Below are 15793 nucleotides of genomic sequence, written 5' to 3' on the forward strand. Positions count from 1 at the left end.
GAGTAGATTGATGGACAACCGAACGCCCGGCACTGCTGGAGCGCGTGGGGGTCACGAGGCCGCCCCGCTGGCTGCCCAGCTGGCTGCGCTGACGGATCCTTCCCTGGATCCGCTGTTCTGGCAGGCGGAGCGGATCGGCGAGGCGAGCGCCTGGTGGCAGCACGTGCCCTTCGCGCACTGGCTGGTCCGGCAGGCGGCGCCGCGCAGCCTGGTGGAGCTGGGCGCGCGCGACGGCATATCCTACTCGGCCTTCTGCCATGCGGTGCAGCGCGGCGGCCTGCCCACGCGCTGCTGGGCCGTGCAGCGCGAGGAGGAGGACCAGGGCGCCACCTCCTGCGGCGGCGCGGAACGCGGGAATTTCCGCAGCTTCCACGATGCGCGCTTCCTGGCGTTCTCCGGCCTGCTGCGGATGGCGGCCGACGCGGCGCTGCCGCGCTTCGCGGACCGCTCCATCGACCTGCTGCACATCGACGGGCTGCGCACCCAGGAGGCGGCGCGCCACGATTTCGAGGCCTGGCTGCCGAAGATGTCGGAACGCGGCGTGGTGCTGCTGCACGGCACCAACGTGCTGGAGGAGGAGGATGCCGGCGTCTGGCGCCTGTGGGCCGAACTGCGCGGTCGGTACCCCGCCTTCGAGTTCCTGCACGGAGGGGGGCTTGGCGTGCTGTGCGTGGGCGAGGCGCCGCCGCCGGCGGTGCTGGCGCTGACCGCGCTGGCCGACCCGGCCGAGACGGCGCGGCTGCGTGGCCGCTTCGCCTGGCTGGGCGAGCGCTGGGAGGCCGAGACGCGGGAGCGGCTGGCGACGGAAGCGCGGCACGAGGCCGAGCGGCAGGCCGCGGCGCTCGAATCCCGCCGCGCCCAGGCCGTGCAGCGCGCCGAGGCGGCGCGGGCCGAGCTGGAGGCGGAACGTGACCGCGCGGAGCAGCGGACGGAGGCGGCGCGGTCGGCCTCCATGACCGCGGCCTTCAGCCATGTGGAGGCGGCGCAGGCCGAGCTGGAGGCCGCCCGCCGCAAGGCGGAGCAGGACGCCGCCGCGCGGGAGCAGCTGCTCTCCCGGCTGCTGCGGGCCGAAGGCGAGCTGCACGCCACCCAGGCCAGCCTGCGCCTGCTGACGCAATCCACGCTCTGGCGTGCCGCCGCGCCGCTGCGCAGCGCCGCCGGGCGGCTGCCGCCCGGCATGCGGCGCGGCGTGCGCGGCGCGATGAAGCTCGCCTGGTGGTCGGCCACGCTGCAGCTGCCGCGCAAGCTGCGGGAGCGGCGGGAGATCATCGCGGCGCTGGCCGCCATGCCGCAGCCGGCGCCGGCTGCGTCCGCGCAGGCCCTGGCGTTCACCGCCCCCACCGCCTCGCAGGGCGCCGCCCTGGCCGACCTCAGCGGCATGGGCGCGCTGCGCGTGGTCTGCATCTCGGGCGAGGCCAGCACGCCCGGCCATCTCTACCGCGTCGAGCGTCCCGCCGCCGCCGCCCGCCGCGCCGGCGCGCAGGTCTGGGTGGTGCGGATGGAGGATATCGAGGCCAGCCTGGCCGAGATCGGCATGGCGCAGGTGCTGTGGATGTGGCGCGTGCCGCTGAACGAGGCGGTGGCGCTGGCCATCTCCACCGCGCGCCGCAACGGCGCCCGCGTGGTGTTCGACGTGGACGACCTGCTGATCGACCCGCGCCTGGCGCGCTCCGACAAGATCGACGGCATCCGCAGCCAGAAGCTGCCGGAGGAGATGGTCGCCAACCATTTCCACCAGGCGCGGCAGGCGATGCTGGCCTCCGACCTCTGCACCACCAGCACCGAGGAGCTGGCCTGGCACATGCGCGACGCCGGCATGCCGGTGCGCGTGCTGCCCAACGGCTTCGACCACGACACGCTGGCCGTCTCCCGCCGCGCCGCCCGGCACTGGGCGAAGGAGCGGGACGGGCTGCTGCGCATCGGCTACGCCTCCGGCTCGCGCACGCACCAGAAGGACTTCAAGCAGTGCGCCGCCGCGGTGGCCGGGGCGCTGCGCCGCTTCCCCGAGGCGCGGCTGGTGCTGTTCCGCTTCGCCCAGAACATCCCGACCATGGAAGGCACGCCGACGCTGGACGTGGAGGAGTTCCCCGAGCTGGCGGGCCTCGAGGACCGCATTGAGTGGCGGCCCATGGTGCCGCTGCCGCGGCTGCCCGAGGAGGTGGCGCGCTTCGACGTCAACCTCGCGCCGCTCGAGGTCGGCAACGACTTCTGCGAGGCGAAGAGCGAGCTGAAGTATTTCGAGGCGGCGCTGGTGGACGTTCCCACCATCGCCTCGCCCACCGGCCCTTACCGGCGCGCCATGAAGCATGGCGAGACCGGCTACCTGGCCGGCACGCCGGAGGAATGGTCCTCGGCGCTCGAGGCCCTGCTGGGCGATGCCGCGCTGCGCCGCCGCATGGCCGCCGCGGCGCAGCGCGACGTGCTCTGGGCCTATGGCCCCGAGCAGCGCAACGCGGCCGTGGCGGATGTGCTGGAGATGCTGCGCGGCGGGCGCTCCGCCGCCCTGGCCTTCCGCCGCAGCTGCGAGCCGCTGCCGCTGCCCGTCGCCCCCGCCGTGCCGGAGCACGAGGTGGTGTATGAGCACGATGCGCTGGGCGCCGCCGCCGTCACCGTCATCGTGCCGCTCTACAACTATGCCCGGCACGTCGCGGAGGCGCTGGACAGCGTGGTGGCGCAGACCCTGCGGCCGCTTGACCTGGTGATCGTCGACGATGCCTCGACGGATGATTCGCGGGCCGTGGCGCTGCGCTGGGCGGCGGCCAATGCCGGCCGCTTCAACCGCCTGGTGGTGGCGCGCAACCTGAAGAATGCGGGGCTGGGCCTGACCCGCAACGTGGCCTTCACCCTGGCCGAGACCCCCTGGGTGCTGCCGCTGGACGCCGACAACCGCCTGCTGCCCGATTGCGCCGCCGCCTGCCTGCGCACCGCCGATGCCTCGGGGGCCGCCTTCGCCTACCCCATCATCCGCAAGTTCGGCGATGGCGAGGGGGTGATGAACCTGCCGCCCTACGACCCGGTGCGGATGGCCAACGGCAACTACATCGACGCCATGGCGCTGATTTCGCGCGCCGCCTGGAACTGGGTGGGCGGCTACGACCACATCCCCGGCGGCTGGGAGGATTTCGACTTCTGGTGCCGCCTCATGGAGCGTGGCCTGCATGGCGAGCAGGTGCCCGGCGAGCCGCTGGCCGAGTACCGCGTGCACCACACCTCGATGATCAACACCGCCAACAGCTCCACCGCCCGGGTCGAGGCGATGATCGCCGAGCTGACGCGGCGGCACCCCTGGCTGACCATCATCTGGCCGCTGAAGGTGCCGCGCCCGAAGGCCTGACGGGGAAGCGGCGAGGGGGAGCGGCGAGGGGCCGGGGAAGGGCGTTCCCCGGCCTCCGCTCAGGGCGGCGTCATCAGCCCCACCACCGCGCCCGTCATGCAGCAGGCGAGCGTGCCGGCGGCCAGCGCCGGCAGGCCGAGGCGCAGGATGTCCGCCTTCCGCTCCGGGCACATCGCCGTCATGCCGCCGAGCATGATGCCGACCGAGCCGAGATTGGCGAAGCCGCACAGCGCGTAGGTGAGGATCAGCCGGCTGCGCGTGTCGAGCCCGAGGCCGCCGCCGGTGGCGAGGTCGAGATAGGCGACGAACTCGTTCACCACCAGCCGCACGCCGAGGCTGGTGCCGACGGTGGCCAGGTGCTCCGGCGGCACCCCCATCAGCCAGGCGACGGGGCGGAAGCCCAGCCCCGCCAGCGCCTGCAGCGACCAGCCGGTGAGCGGCTCCACCGCCATGTTCGCCAGCGCCACCAGCGCCACGAACACGATCAGGCACGCCATGACGCCGAGCAGCAGGCTCAGCCCGTCCGCCGTGCCGCGCACCAGCGCGTCGAGCGTGCTCTCGTAGAGGCGGGGGGCGGCGGTGGCCGGCGCCTCGCCAGGGGTGGGCGGCTCGGTGCCGGGCGGGCGCATCATCGCCGCCACCAGCACCGCGGCGGGGGCGCTGACCAGGCTGGCCACGAGCAACTGGCCCGCCGCATCCGGCACCACGGGCGCCAGCAGCGTGGCATAGACCACCATGGTGTTGCCCGAGATGGTGGCCAGCCCCGCCGCCATCACCATGAACAGCTCCGGCGTGGCGAGCCGCGCCAGCCAGGGGCGGATCAGCAGCGGCGCCTCCACCATGCCGATGAACACATTGGCCGCCACCGAAAAGCCGCAGGCGCCGGAGAGGCCGAAGGCGCGGCGCAGCACCAGGGCGAGGCCGCGCACCACCAGCGGCAGCACCCGCCAGTGGAACAGCACCGCCGAGAGGGCGCCGACCACCAGCAGCAGCGGCAGCGCCTGGAAGAACAGGATGAAGCTGCCGCCCGGCCGCACCTCGTCGAAGGGCAGCGGCGCGCCGCCGAGATAGCCGAACACCAGGCTGGTGCCCGCCTGGGTGGCGCGGCTGAGCGCGGCGAAGGCATCGCCCAGCCGGTCGAAGGCGGCGCGCAGCGGCGGCAGGTGCAGCAGCAGCGCACCCAGCGTCACCTGCAGCGCCAGCCCGGCGCCGAGGATGCGCCAGGGCACCGGCCGGCGGCAGCCGCCCAGCACCCAGGCGAGCCCGGCCAGGGCCAGCAGCCCCAGCCCCGATTGCAGTTGCAGCAGGCTCATGCGGGGCGCGCGGCCTCGTCCGGCAGATCCGGGAAGGGGGCAGGGGCGGGGGCGGGCAGCGCCTCCGGCTCGTCATCCATCTCGACCGCGGCGATGCGGGCGCCGGCGCGGGCGATCTTCTCCGTGCTGATGTCGATCTGCCGGATGTCGTCCTGCGCCTGGTTGAAGTGTCCCTTCAGCTTCATGACCCTTTCGTTCAGCCGCGCCACGTCGCTGGCCAGCTTGCCCACCTCCTCGCGGATGCGCCCCGCCTGGGCGCGCATGCGGATATCCTGCATCAGCGCCCGCATCGCCGAGAGCATGGCCCAGAGCGTGGTGGGGGAGGCGACATAGACGCGCCGCCGCTGCGCCTCGTCCACCAGCGCGCCGAAGCCGGTGTGCAGCTCGGCGAACACTGCCTCGGAAGGGACGAAGAGGATGGCGGCCTCCGCCGTCTCGCCGGGGATGAGGTATTTGCGGGCGATGTCCTCGACATGCCGGCGCATGTCGGCGCTGAACTGCCGCGCGGCGACGCTGCGGGCGGCGGCGTCCTCCGCGTCGCGCAGCCCCTGCCAGGCCTCCAGCGGGAACTTGCTGTCCACCACCACCGGGCCGGGCGGGTAGGGCAGGTGGATCAGGCAGTCGCAGCGCGTGCCGTTCGAGAGGGTGTGCTGCCAGGAGAAGCTCTCCTGCGGCAGCCGGTCCTCGATGAGCTGGCGCAGCTGCATCTCGCCGAAGGCGCCGCGCGACTGCTTGTTGCCGAGGATGCCGGCCAGCGCGTTCACCTGCGCGCCCAGCGCCTCCATGTTCTGCCGCGCCGCGTCGATCACGGCCAGCCGCTCCTGGATCTGCCCCGCCGTCTCCTGTGCCTGGCGCGCCGAATCGGTGAGGTTGCGCAGGAAGCGCTCGTTCTGCTGGGCGAGCGCCGCGTCCAGCCGCTCGTTCTGCGCCGCCATGGCCTGCCGCAGCCCGGCGGTGGCGGTGGCCATGCGCTCGTTCTGCGCCAGCAGGCTGGCATCCAGCCGGCGGCTGGTCTCGTGCAGGCGCTCGGCCAACTGCCGGTCCTGCTGCGCCAGGCGGTCTGTGGTGAGGGCGGCGAGGCGCTCCTGCGTGGCGGCCAGCGATTCCAGCTTGCCGGCCAGCAGGGCGAAGCCTTCCAGGCCGGTGGCGGCGGGCGGGGCGGGGCGCCGCAGCAGCATCATGCCCAGCAGCCCCAGCGTGATCAGGACGGACAACAGGGCGACGGGTACCAGCCAGTCGGACATCGCGCTCTCCAATGGTGCGGGCATCCTACAGGCAGGGCCGGGAAACGGAGAGGCTTGACGGTGATCTCCAAAGAGAGAAAATTTCTCTCATGAGAGAAGATTCGCCGCCCGACCCGCTGGAAGCGCGCCTGGCCGCCTGCCTCGCCCGGCTGCGCGCCGAGCAGGGCTGGGGGCTGGAGACGCTGGCCGAGCGCACCGGCATCAGCCGCGCCACCCTCTCCCGGCTGGAACGGGGCGAGGCCAGCGCCACGGCGGGCATGCTGGGCCGGCTCTGCGCCGCCTATGGCCGCCCGCTCTCCTGGCTGATGCGGACGGTGGAGGAAGCCCCCGCCGCACTGGTGCCGCCCGCCGCGCAGACGCTGTGGACCGACCCGGAGACGGGTTTCCGCCGCCGCTCCGTCTCGCCCCCCGCCGAGGGGCTGCGCGGCGAGCTGCTGGAGGGGGTGCTGCCGCCCGGCGCGCGCATCGACTATGCCCGCTCGCCCCTGCCGGGGCTGGAGCACCACCTCTGGCTGCTGGAGGGGCGGCTGGTGCTGACGGTCGAGGGCGTGGCGCATGCGCTGACGCCGGGCGATTGCCTGCGCTACCGGCTGCACGGCGCCAGCGCCTTCGCCTGCCCCGCCAGCGGCCCCGCCGCCCGCTACCTCCTGGCCATCATCCAGCCCTGAAAGCCCCGCGCATGATCGAGGAACTGACCGCCGACACCCTGCCCGCCGCGCTGCCCGAGCTCGCCGCGCTGCTGGAGGCCTGCGTGGCGGATGGCGCCAGCATCGGCTTCCTGCACCCGATGCCGGCGGGCGAGGCGGCGGCCTGGTGGCGCGGGCTGGAGGGCAGCCTGCGCGACGGCTCGCGTCGCGTGCTGGTGGCGCGGCGGGCGGGGCGGATCGCCGGCACCGGCGCGCTGGCGCTGGCCGGGCTGCCGAATGGCCGGCACCGGGCCGAGGTCTCGAAGCTGATGGTGCACCCGGAGATGCGGCGGCAGGGCATTGCGCGGGTGCTGATGCTGGCGCTGGAGGATGTGGCGCGCGCGGAAGAGCGCCCGCTGCTGGTGCTGGACACCAAGGCGGGCGATGCCGGCGAGCCCTTGTACCGCGCCCTGGGCTGGCGGGAGGCCGGGTCGATCCCGGGCTATGCCCTGCGCAGCGGGGGCGGTGCGGATGCGACGGTGTTCTACTACAAGACGCTGTAGGAAGTTCTTTTTTGGAAAAAAGAACCCAAAAACTTTTGTCAGTTTGGCGGACGCTGTCCGGTGGCGTGACGCCAAACTGACAAAGTCTTTTTGCTTCTTTTTCTTCAGAAAAAGAAGGTTCTCTTCCTCAGTGCCGGAAGTGGCGCATTCCGGTGAACACCATCGCCAGCCCCGCCTCGTCGGCCGCCGCGATCACCTCATTGTCGCGGATCGACCCGCCCGGCTGGATGACCGCCGTGGCGCCGGCGGCGGCCGCCGCCTGCAACCCGTCCGCGAAGGGGAAGAAGGCGTCGGAGGCGACGACCGAGCCATGCGCCAGCGGCGCCTCCAGCCCGGCGGCCTTGGCGGCCTCGGCCGACTTCCAGGCGGCGATGCGGGCGGAATCCACCCGGCTCATCTGCCCGGCGCCGATACCCACGGTGGAGCCGCCCTTGGCATAGACGATGGCGTTGGACTTGACGTGCTTGGCGACGCGGAAGGCGAAGATCAAATCCGCCATCTCCTGCGCCGTGGGGGCGCGCTTCGTCACCACCTTCAGCGCCGACTCGGCGATGCGCCCGGCATCGCGCGACTGCGCCAGGAAGCCACCCGAGACGGAGCGGATGACGCGGCCGGGCGAGGCCGGGTCGGGCAGGCCGCCGGTCAGCAGCAGGCGCAGGTTCTTCTTGCGGGCGAAGATGGCGCGGGCGGCCTCGTCGGCGTCCGGTGCCACCACCACCTCGGTGAAGATGGCCGAGATGCGCTCGGCCGCTGCGGCGTCCAGCGGGCGGTTGGCGGCGACGATGCCGCCGAAGGCCGAGACCGGGTCGCAGCGCAGCGCCAGGTCCCAGGCCCGGGCCAGGCTCTCGCCTTCCGACACGCCGCAGGGGTTGGCGTGCTTGACGATGACGATGGCGGGCTTCTCGAACTCGGCGACGCATTCGAAGGCGGCGTCTGTGTCGTTCAGATTGTTGAAGGACAGCTCCTTGCCCTGCACCTGCGTCGCGGTGGCGATGCCGGGGCGGTTGGAGCCGTCCGTATAGAAGGCGGCCTGCTGGTGCGGGTTCTCGCCGTAGCGCAGCGTCTGGCGCAGCACGCCGGCCATGGCGAGGCGGGGCGGGAAGTCCTGCTCCAGCTTCGCCGCGAACCAGGTGGAAATGGCGGTGTCATAGGCCGCCGTGCGGGCGAAGGCCGCCGCCGCGAGGCGCTTGCGGGTGGCAAGGCTGGTGCCGCCCTGCGCCTCCATCTCGGCCTGTACCTCCGCCATCTGCTCCGGCGCGGTGATGACGGCGACATCCTCGTGGTTCTTGGCCGCCGCGCGGGTCAGGGCCGGGCCGCCGATGTCGATTTCCTCCACCGTCTCCTCGTGGGAGGCGCCCTTCGCCACCGTGGCCTCGAAGGGGTAGAGGTTGGAGACCAGCAGGTCGATCGGCGCGATGCGGTGCTCATCCATCTGCGCCACGTGCTTCGGGTCCGCGCGGCGGCCGAGCAGGCCGCCATGGATCTGCGGCACCAGCGTCTTGACGCGGCCGTCCAGGATCTCGGGGAAGCCGGTGTGGTCGGAGACGTCCACCACCGCCACGCCGTTCTCGCGCAGCAGGCGGGCGGTGCCGCCGGTGGAGAGGATCTCCACGCCGCGCCCGGCGAGGAAGCGGGCGAAGTCGAGCAGCCCGGTCTTGTCATGCACCGAAATCAGGGCGCGGCGGATGGTCACGATGTCGGCCATGTGCGGTCCAACCTTCCTGCAGTCTCGTCGCGCGGGGCTTAGACCGTTGCGCCGCGCCGCTCAACCGAAGGCTGCGCAGGGCTGACCCATCCTTTGCGGGCGAAGCCGGTGGTCATCCTGGCCTCGCCTTCTGCCGGAAATCGCACGCCTGGCCTGGCCCGGGAGAGGGAACTGATGAAGGAGGCGGGCCGCTAACGCGGGAATGCCTGCCCGTTCAGGGCGCCGGAAAGCGTGGCGGCCGAATCGCCGGCCGAGGCGAAGCGCCGGACGACGGCATGTGGCGAATTGGCACAAAGCCGCAGCCTGCATGAAGCCTTGGCCGATTTCACAGGAGGGGCAAGGCCGGCCTGGCTCTGCAGCAGGAGCGGCAGGCTGTGCTGCGACCCTTCCTGACATGAGAGATGCGGCGCAATGCCCTCGACGCCAGCAAGTCGAAAGCATTTTCTCCTGATCTTAAGCCGACTATTAAAATCGGCTGTTGTCCGAAACAAAAATTTGGCTGTTCGCCGGATCAACAAGACGCGTCGGGTTTTGCTTGGCTAGAATTTTCAATCGGAAGGCAATTTTCGCGCCGAAAAATCAAACGACAGGAGATATCACGGGAATAATATTGGCGAGAACTTAAGTGCAGATCAGGATTTTATTTATAATCATGTAATTAATATCCTCTTCTGAATTCGGAACAAATTTGAGTCCAGGAATTAGAAACTATAACGATAGAATTTAAGAGAATTTTTACTGTATTTTTTGTTTGAACTTGAGCTGTGGCCGACATAGGGTAGGCACCAACTCCTGGTTGATAACAAATTATCGAGTCAGGAGAAGACGGAAAATCTCTGTATCTATAATTGTTACTTGAATATTGTTCGTATCTTTTCGACGTGTGCATGTCGAACATGCCGCGCATGCGGTTTCTTTTGCCGGAAGCGGTGGAGGGTTTCCTCGCCCAGCTCAAGTCGGTGCTTCAAGCCTATCCTTGCGTGATTAAGCGGATCGCAGAAAGACAGAATTGATCTTCGAGGCCGTATAATAAAATTTCGTCATTACAACAACAAGGTGCGGGCGAACGCCTGAGCCGAGTAAACCTGCGGCTCGGTTCAGGTATTCGTCGGGCCAATTCGGGTTCTGGTCCAACCGGTTCCCGTAAGAACGGCGTATCAGAGGGTGTTTTATCAGGAGAATTGGATGTCTCCAGGTAAAGCGTCCGATTCTTGGTCCTTCCAGGAGATAGAACAATGTCTGAGGCGTTTGCTGCAGATTATTTCGACGAACAGTACTACCTGAGCACCAATCCGGACGTCCTCCTTGCCATCACGTCCGGCCATTTCAACAGCGCCTACGAGCACTTCCAGCAGTTCGGCCAGTTCGAGATGCGCGCCCCGAACGTCATGTTCGACGCGGCCTCATACCTGCTGAACAACCCGGACGTGCTGGCGGCCGTGAGCCAGGGCCTGATCCCGAGCGCCTGGCATCACTTCGTGAATTTCGGCGTGAAAGAGGGGCGCAGCGGCGGCTCCTTCGAGGGCCAGTTCAGCGAAGAGGCCTATCTGGCCGCCAACCCTGATGTCGCCGCCGCCGTCGAGAACGGGGACTTCGTCAGCGGCTACGCGCACTACCTGCTGTTCGGCGCCAATGAAGGCCGCCCCGCCTTCAACACCGATGGCAGCACCGTGACGCCGGGCGAGACCTTCTATCTCACCGCGGGCAAGGACACCTTCACCGGCACCTCCGGCGAGGATACGTTCGTTGCCGAGGGCTACAGCCCGACCGACAGCAGCCAGCAGACCCAGATCAACGCCCTCGACTCGATCGATGGCGGCGCTGGCACGGACACGCTGAACATCGCGGTCGCCGGCACTGCCAATTCGCGCCTGGCCGGCACCGTCTCGAATGTCGAGATCATCAACATCGACAATACGGAGGCCGCCGCCGCCGCCGCCCACTCCGGCGGTTCCGTCGATGCCTCGAAGTTCAGGGGCGCGACCCAGATCTGGCAGATCGGCGACGCCGCCACCGTGATCAACCTGGCCGAGACCACCACGGCCGGCTTCCGTGACCAGGACGACGACGTCACTGTCATCGCCGCCGACGACGCCACCTCGGTCATGCTGGCGGTCGACAATGTCGATGCGGGCAGCTTCGACTTCGACGAAGTCTCCGGCGAGTCCCTCGCCTCCGTCACTCTCAGGGGGACCGTCAGCGAGGATTCCAGCGACACGCCCAGTCTCGACATCATCGCGGGCACCGATGTCGAGGCTGTCACCATCGACACCGAGATCGATGTCTCTTTGGATGTGAACGAGGCCGGTGCCTCGACCAGGAGCGTGAATACGGTCGACGCCTCCGCCTCGACCGGCGCGATCGAGTTCTCTGCCGACTCCGCCACCACCTCGGTGCTGACCGGCAGCGGCGATGATGAGCTGTCCCTCAACACCGCCACGGCCCGCGGCGGCGCCGCCGCCTCGCTGAATTCCGGCGCCGGCGACGACACCATCCGGGTCTCCACCACCGGCACCGGCACGACCACCGTGAACGCCGGCGAAGGCAGCGACAGCGTCAGCATCTCCGGCCGCGGCACGGGCGTGCTGACGGTCAACCTCGGCGCGGGCGACGACAGCTTCGAAAGCAGCGTCGCCATCAACGGCAGCGATGTCATCGATGCCGGCGCCGGCACCGACACGCTGCTGCTGAGCCTGGTCGGCTCCGCCAACATCGGCGCGTTCCGCGGCTTCGACGTGTTCGACGTGAAGGACCTGGGCAAGACCCTCGATGTCGGCATCCTGGCGCAGAACAACAGCGTCACCGACTTCGTGGGCAGCGGCAGCTCCAACGCCGGTGTCCTGCAGAACATCGGCAGCGGCATCGGCTTCCGCGCCACGGGCGACATGGGCACGGGCGACACCCTGAGCCTGACCCAGGCGACCGCCGGCAGCCTGACCGTGACGCTGGACGCCGACGAGACCGGCACCGCCGACACGACCATCGATACCGCCGGGATGGCGATCAACGCGACCAACGCGAGGACGCTGAGCGCGGTGTTCGACGCCGACTACCTGGCCGGGATCGACGGCGAGACGACATCGGGCGACAACGTCTCCACCATCGCGCTGACGAGCGCGGCGACCAGCCTCTCCATCATGTCCGGTGGCGACAACGCCTCGAACGTCGTCACCTACACCGACAGCGCGACCACCGATGTGCTGGCCTCCGTCTCCGTCACCGGCGACCGCGCCCTGGACCTGAGTGGCGTGACCAGCACCGCCCTGGCCTCGGTCGATGCCTCCGGCCTGTCCGGCGCCCTGACCTTCAGCCTGGCTCAGCTGAAGGATGGCGGCTCGCTGGCCCTGGGCGGCGGCAATGATCTCATCACCGTCACCAACGCCTCCACCACCGGCGCCTTCGAGTCGATCTCCGGCCTGGGCGCGAATGACCAGCTGGTGCTCGCCGCCGCCTCCGTGGCGGCCGACGTGGACAGCACCGGCACCTACGCCCTCGCCGGTGGCGTGCTGGCCTTCGAGGGGACGGGTCCGTCCACCTTCGACGAGGCCCTGGGCATCGTGGATGGCGCCCTGGCCCTGAACGCCGCCGCCGTGTTCGAGTATCTGAGCGACAGCTACCTGTTCGTCCAGGGCACGACGGACACGCTGGTGAAGCTGACCGGCCTGACCAGTGTGGACAGCCTCACCGAGAGCGCCACCAGCGCCGACCACTTCATGATCGCCTGATCAGCGTGGTCACGCCCCGCCTTCGGGCGGGGCAGCCTGGAATGACAGAAAACCCCGCCACGTCGCTGTGGCGGGGTTTTCTCATTTCTGCTCGGCGTTGCGTCCGGAAGCCCGCTCCTGCCGGCGGCCTCTCTCCGGGAATGCCGCCGGGCGGCGGCCTGCCTCAGTGCGCCTCGCCCCAGTTGGCGCCGTGGCCGATCTCGGCCTTCAGCGGCACGCGCAGCTCGGCCACGCCTTCCATCACCCGCCGCACGCAATCGGCGGTGGCCGCCACCTCCGCCTCCGGCACCTCGAAGAGCAGCTCGTCATGCACCTGCAGAAGCATCCGCGCCGAGAGGCCCGCCGCCTTCAGGGCGGCGGGCATCCGCACCATGGCGCGCTTGATGATCTCGGCCGCACCCCCCTGGAAGGGGGCGTTGATGGCGGCGCGCTCGGCATTGCCGCGGCGCGCCTGCTCCTTGGCCTGGATGCCATCGATCCACAGCTTGCGGCCGAAGGGGGTGGTGACGTAGCCGGTCTCCCGCGCCTCGGATTTCAGCCGCTCCATCTCCTCCAGGATGCCGGGATACTGGGAGAAATAGGCGTCGATGATGCCGCGCGCCTCGCCCGGCCCGATGCCGAGCCGCGCCGCCAGCCCGAAGGCGGACATGCCGTAGATGATGCCGAAATTGATGGTCTTGGCGCGGCGCCGCGCCTCGCGGTCCACCTTGCCCGGCTCCAGCCGGAAGATGTCGGCCGCCGTGCGGCTGTGGATGTCCTCGCCCTTCTCGAAGGCGTCGCGCAGGCTCGGCACGTCGGCCAGGTGCGCCAGCAGCCGCAGCTCGATCTGCGAGTAGTCGGCCGCCAGCAGCACATGCCCCGGCTCGGCGACGAAGGCGCGGCGGATGCGCGCCCCCTCCTCCGTGCGGATCGGGATGTTCTGCAGGTTCGGCTCGGTGGAGGAAAGCCGGCCCGTGGAGGTGATGGCCATGGAGAAATCGGTGTGGACGCGCCCGTCGCGCGGGTCGATCTGCGCGGCGAGGCCCTCGACATAGGTCGATTTCAGCTTGGCCAGCTGGCGCCAGTGCAGCACCTGCCGCGGCAGCTCGTGGCCACGCGCGGCGAGGTCCTCCAGCACGGCGGCATCGGTGCCCCAGGCGCCGGCCTTGCCGCGCTTGCCGCCCGGCAGCTTCTGCTCGTCGAACAGGATTTCCCCGAGCTGCTTCGGCGAGCCGACGTTGAAGGGCTTGCCGGCGAGTTCATGGATCTGCTGCTCCAGCGCCACCATGCGCTGCGAGAAATCCTCGCCGATGCGGGCCAGCTCGGCGCCGTCCACCTTGATGCCGGCCAGTTCCATGTCGCGCAGCACGGGCACCATGCGGCGCTCCACCTGCTCGTAGAGCGCCAGCGCCCCGGCGGCGCGCAGGCGGGGCCGCAGCGCCTGCCACAGCCGCAGCGTCACGTCCGCATCCTCGGCGGCGTAGGCGGTGGCCTTGTCCAGCGGCACCTGGGAGAAGGGCACGCGGGCGCGCCCCGTGCCCGTCACCTCGTCATAGGGGATGGGGCGGTGGCCGAGATGGCGCAGCGAGAGCTCGTCCATGCCGTGGCCGTGGCGGCCGGCATCCATGCTGTAGGAGATCAGCATGGTGTCATCGAGCGGGGCGACGGTGGCGCCGCCATTCTCGGCGCGGCCCAGCACCTCCAGATCGTACTTGGCGTTGTGCAGCACCTTGAGGACGGAGGCGTTCTCCAGCAGCGGGCGCAGCGCGGCGATGGCCTGGTCCTGCGTCATCTGCGGCGGCGGCTTCGGCGCCTCCTCCAGCAGGTCGCCCGTGCCGGCGGCGGGGCCGTGGCGGAGCGGGATGTAGCAGGCGCGGCCGGGCGCCACGGCGAGCGAAATGCCGACGAGGTTGGCGTGCAGCGCGTCCAGGCTGTCCGTCTCGGTGTCCAGCGCCAGCACGCCGGCCTCGCGCGCGGCGGCGATCCAGGGCTCCAGCGCGGCCGGGTCGGTCACCGTCTCATAGGGGCCGAAGGGGGCGGCGTCGGCGGCGGGGGTGGCCTCGGGCGCGGCGGCCGGGGCCTCGGGGAGGGCGTGGCGCGGGCGGCTGACGGGGGCCGAGTCGCCGCCCGAATCGCCATCCAGCCCCATCCGGTGCAGCAGGGAGCGGAAGCCCTGCTCGCGCAGGAAGCCGGCGAGGCGGCCGGGCTCGGGGGCGCGGGCCAGCAGCCCGTCCACCGGCACGGGCAGCGGCGCGCCGGCGTCCAGCGTCACCAGCTTCTTGCTAACGCGCGCCAGCTCGGCATTCGCGATCAGCGCCTCGCGGCGCTTGGGCTGCTTGATCTGCGGCGCGGCGGCGAGCAGCCCTTCCAGGTCGCCATATTCGGCGATCAGTGCGGCGGCGGTCTTGATGCCGATGCCGGGCACGCCGGGCACATTGTCCGTGCTGTCGCCGGCCAGCGCCTGCACGTCCACCACCTTGTCCGGCGTCACGCCGAACTTCTCGAACACCTCCGCCTCGCGGATCGGCTTCTGCTTGATCGGGTCCAGCAGCTGCACGCCGGGGCGGACCAGCTGCATCAAATCCTTGTCCGAGGAGACGATGGTGACCTGCCCGCCCGTCTCGACAAACGCCTTGGCATAGGCGGCGATCAGGTCGTCCGCCTCGTAATTCTCCAGCTCGACGCAGGCGACGCCGAAGGCGGCGGTGGCCTCGCGGATGAGGGAGAATTGCGGCACCAGCTCGGGCGGCGCCTCGGGGCGGTGCGCCTTGTACTGGTCGTAGATGGCGTTGCGGAAGGTGACGCGCGAGGCGTCGAACACCACCGCCAGATGGGTGCCGACATGCCGGGTGAGGAACTGGCCGAGCATGTTGGTGAAGCCGAACACGGCGTTCACGGGCACCCCGTCCGGCCGCGTCATCGGTGGCAGGGCGTGGAAGGCGCGGAAGATGTAGCCCGAGCCATCCACCAGGATCAGGTGCGGCACCGGCTCCGGGGTGCCGGCGGGGGCTTCGGGCGTGGCGGCGGCCGCCAGCCCGTCAGTGGTGGTCGTCGCCACCCGCGCCGTCCTGCAGCACATAGGTGCGCGAGCAATAGGGGCAGGTCACCTGCGTCGCCTCGATGCGCAACGAGACGGCCGGGTGCCCCAGCGCGCCGCCGCCGCCATCGCAGGTGACGACCCGGCTGTGGGCCGGCAGGATTTCCTCCGGCGTCACCCCGGGGGTGGCTTTCGGGGTGTAGCCCGTCAGGTTCGCGTCGCGCATCGTGTGGCTTCCGTCGCTGGCCAAGGTCCTGTGGAACATAG

General features: G+C 70.3%; 9 protein-coding genes. 4 read left to right on the plus strand and 5 right to left on the minus strand.

Annotation, left to right across the window (positions count from 1 at the left end):
- Nucleotides 1-10 precede the first annotated feature (10 nt).
- Nucleotides 11-3334 (plus strand): glycosyltransferase, encoded by a 3324-nt coding sequence (locus CR165_RS05110; RefSeq protein WP_181378004.1) that lies wholly within the window; start codon nt 11-13, stop codon nt 3332-3334.
- A 59-nt stretch (nt 3335-3393) separates the two neighbouring features.
- On the opposite strand, the gene CR165_RS05115 is transcribed toward CR165_RS05110, so the two are convergent.
- Nucleotides 3394-4647, minus strand: coding sequence for a NupC/NupG family nucleoside CNT transporter (locus tag CR165_RS05115; protein ID WP_219929683.1), 1254 nt, complete (start codon nt 4645-4647; stop codon nt 3394-3396).
- Nucleotides 4644-5891: a DNA recombination protein RmuC gene (locus tag CR165_RS05120; RefSeq protein WP_109515860.1), complete on the minus strand. Its 1248-nt coding sequence runs from the start codon at nt 5889-5891 to the stop codon at nt 4644-4646. The genes CR165_RS05115 and CR165_RS05120 overlap by 4 nt, the downstream gene beginning before the upstream one ends.
- 89 nt (nt 5892-5980) lie before the next feature.
- Here CR165_RS05120 and CR165_RS05125 point away from each other — a divergent pair, with 89 nt between their 5' ends.
- Complete coding sequence (locus CR165_RS05125; RefSeq protein WP_109515861.1) at nt 5981-6559, plus strand: helix-turn-helix domain-containing protein; 579 nt, start codon at nt 5981-5983, stop codon at nt 6557-6559.
- Nucleotides 6560-6570: 11 nt separating this feature from the next.
- Entirely contained in the window at nt 6571-7080 is a 510-nt protein-coding gene (locus tag CR165_RS05130; RefSeq protein ID WP_109515862.1) for a GNAT family N-acetyltransferase, read from the plus strand.
- 127 nt (nt 7081-7207) lie between these two features.
- Here CR165_RS05130 and purH read toward each other — a convergent pair whose 3' ends face one another.
- Nucleotides 7208-8785, minus strand: a complete 1578-nt coding sequence (gene purH / locus CR165_RS05135) for a bifunctional phosphoribosylaminoimidazolecarboxamide formyltransferase/IMP cyclohydrolase (protein ID WP_109515863.1) — start codon at nt 8783-8785, stop codon at nt 7208-7210.
- Nucleotides 8786-10020: 1235 nt separating this feature from the next.
- On the opposite strand from purH, the gene CR165_RS05140 reads away from it, so the two are divergent.
- Nucleotides 10021-12510 carry a beta strand repeat-containing protein gene (locus CR165_RS05140; protein ID WP_109515864.1) on the plus strand — a complete coding sequence of 830 codons (2490 nt, stop codon included), beginning with the start codon at nt 10021-10023 and terminating at the stop codon, nt 12508-12510.
- A gap of 163 nt (nt 12511-12673) precedes the next feature.
- On the opposite strand, the gene polA is transcribed toward CR165_RS05140, so the two are convergent.
- Entirely contained in the window at nt 12674-15568 is a 2895-nt protein-coding gene (polA, locus tag CR165_RS05145) for a DNA polymerase I (RefSeq protein ID WP_109515865.1), read from the minus strand.
- Entirely contained in the window at nt 15528-15776 is a 249-nt protein-coding gene (locus CR165_RS05150) for a zinc-finger domain-containing protein (protein WP_408887527.1), read from the minus strand. Before CR165_RS05150 ends, polA begins: the two co-directional genes overlap by 41 nt.
- Between the last annotated feature and the right edge of the window lie 17 nt (nt 15777-15793).

This window comes from Teichococcus aestuarii (assembly GCF_003116135.1).
GTDB classification, from domain to species: Bacteria; Pseudomonadota; Alphaproteobacteria; order Acetobacterales; family Acetobacteraceae; genus Pseudoroseomonas; species Pseudoroseomonas aestuarii.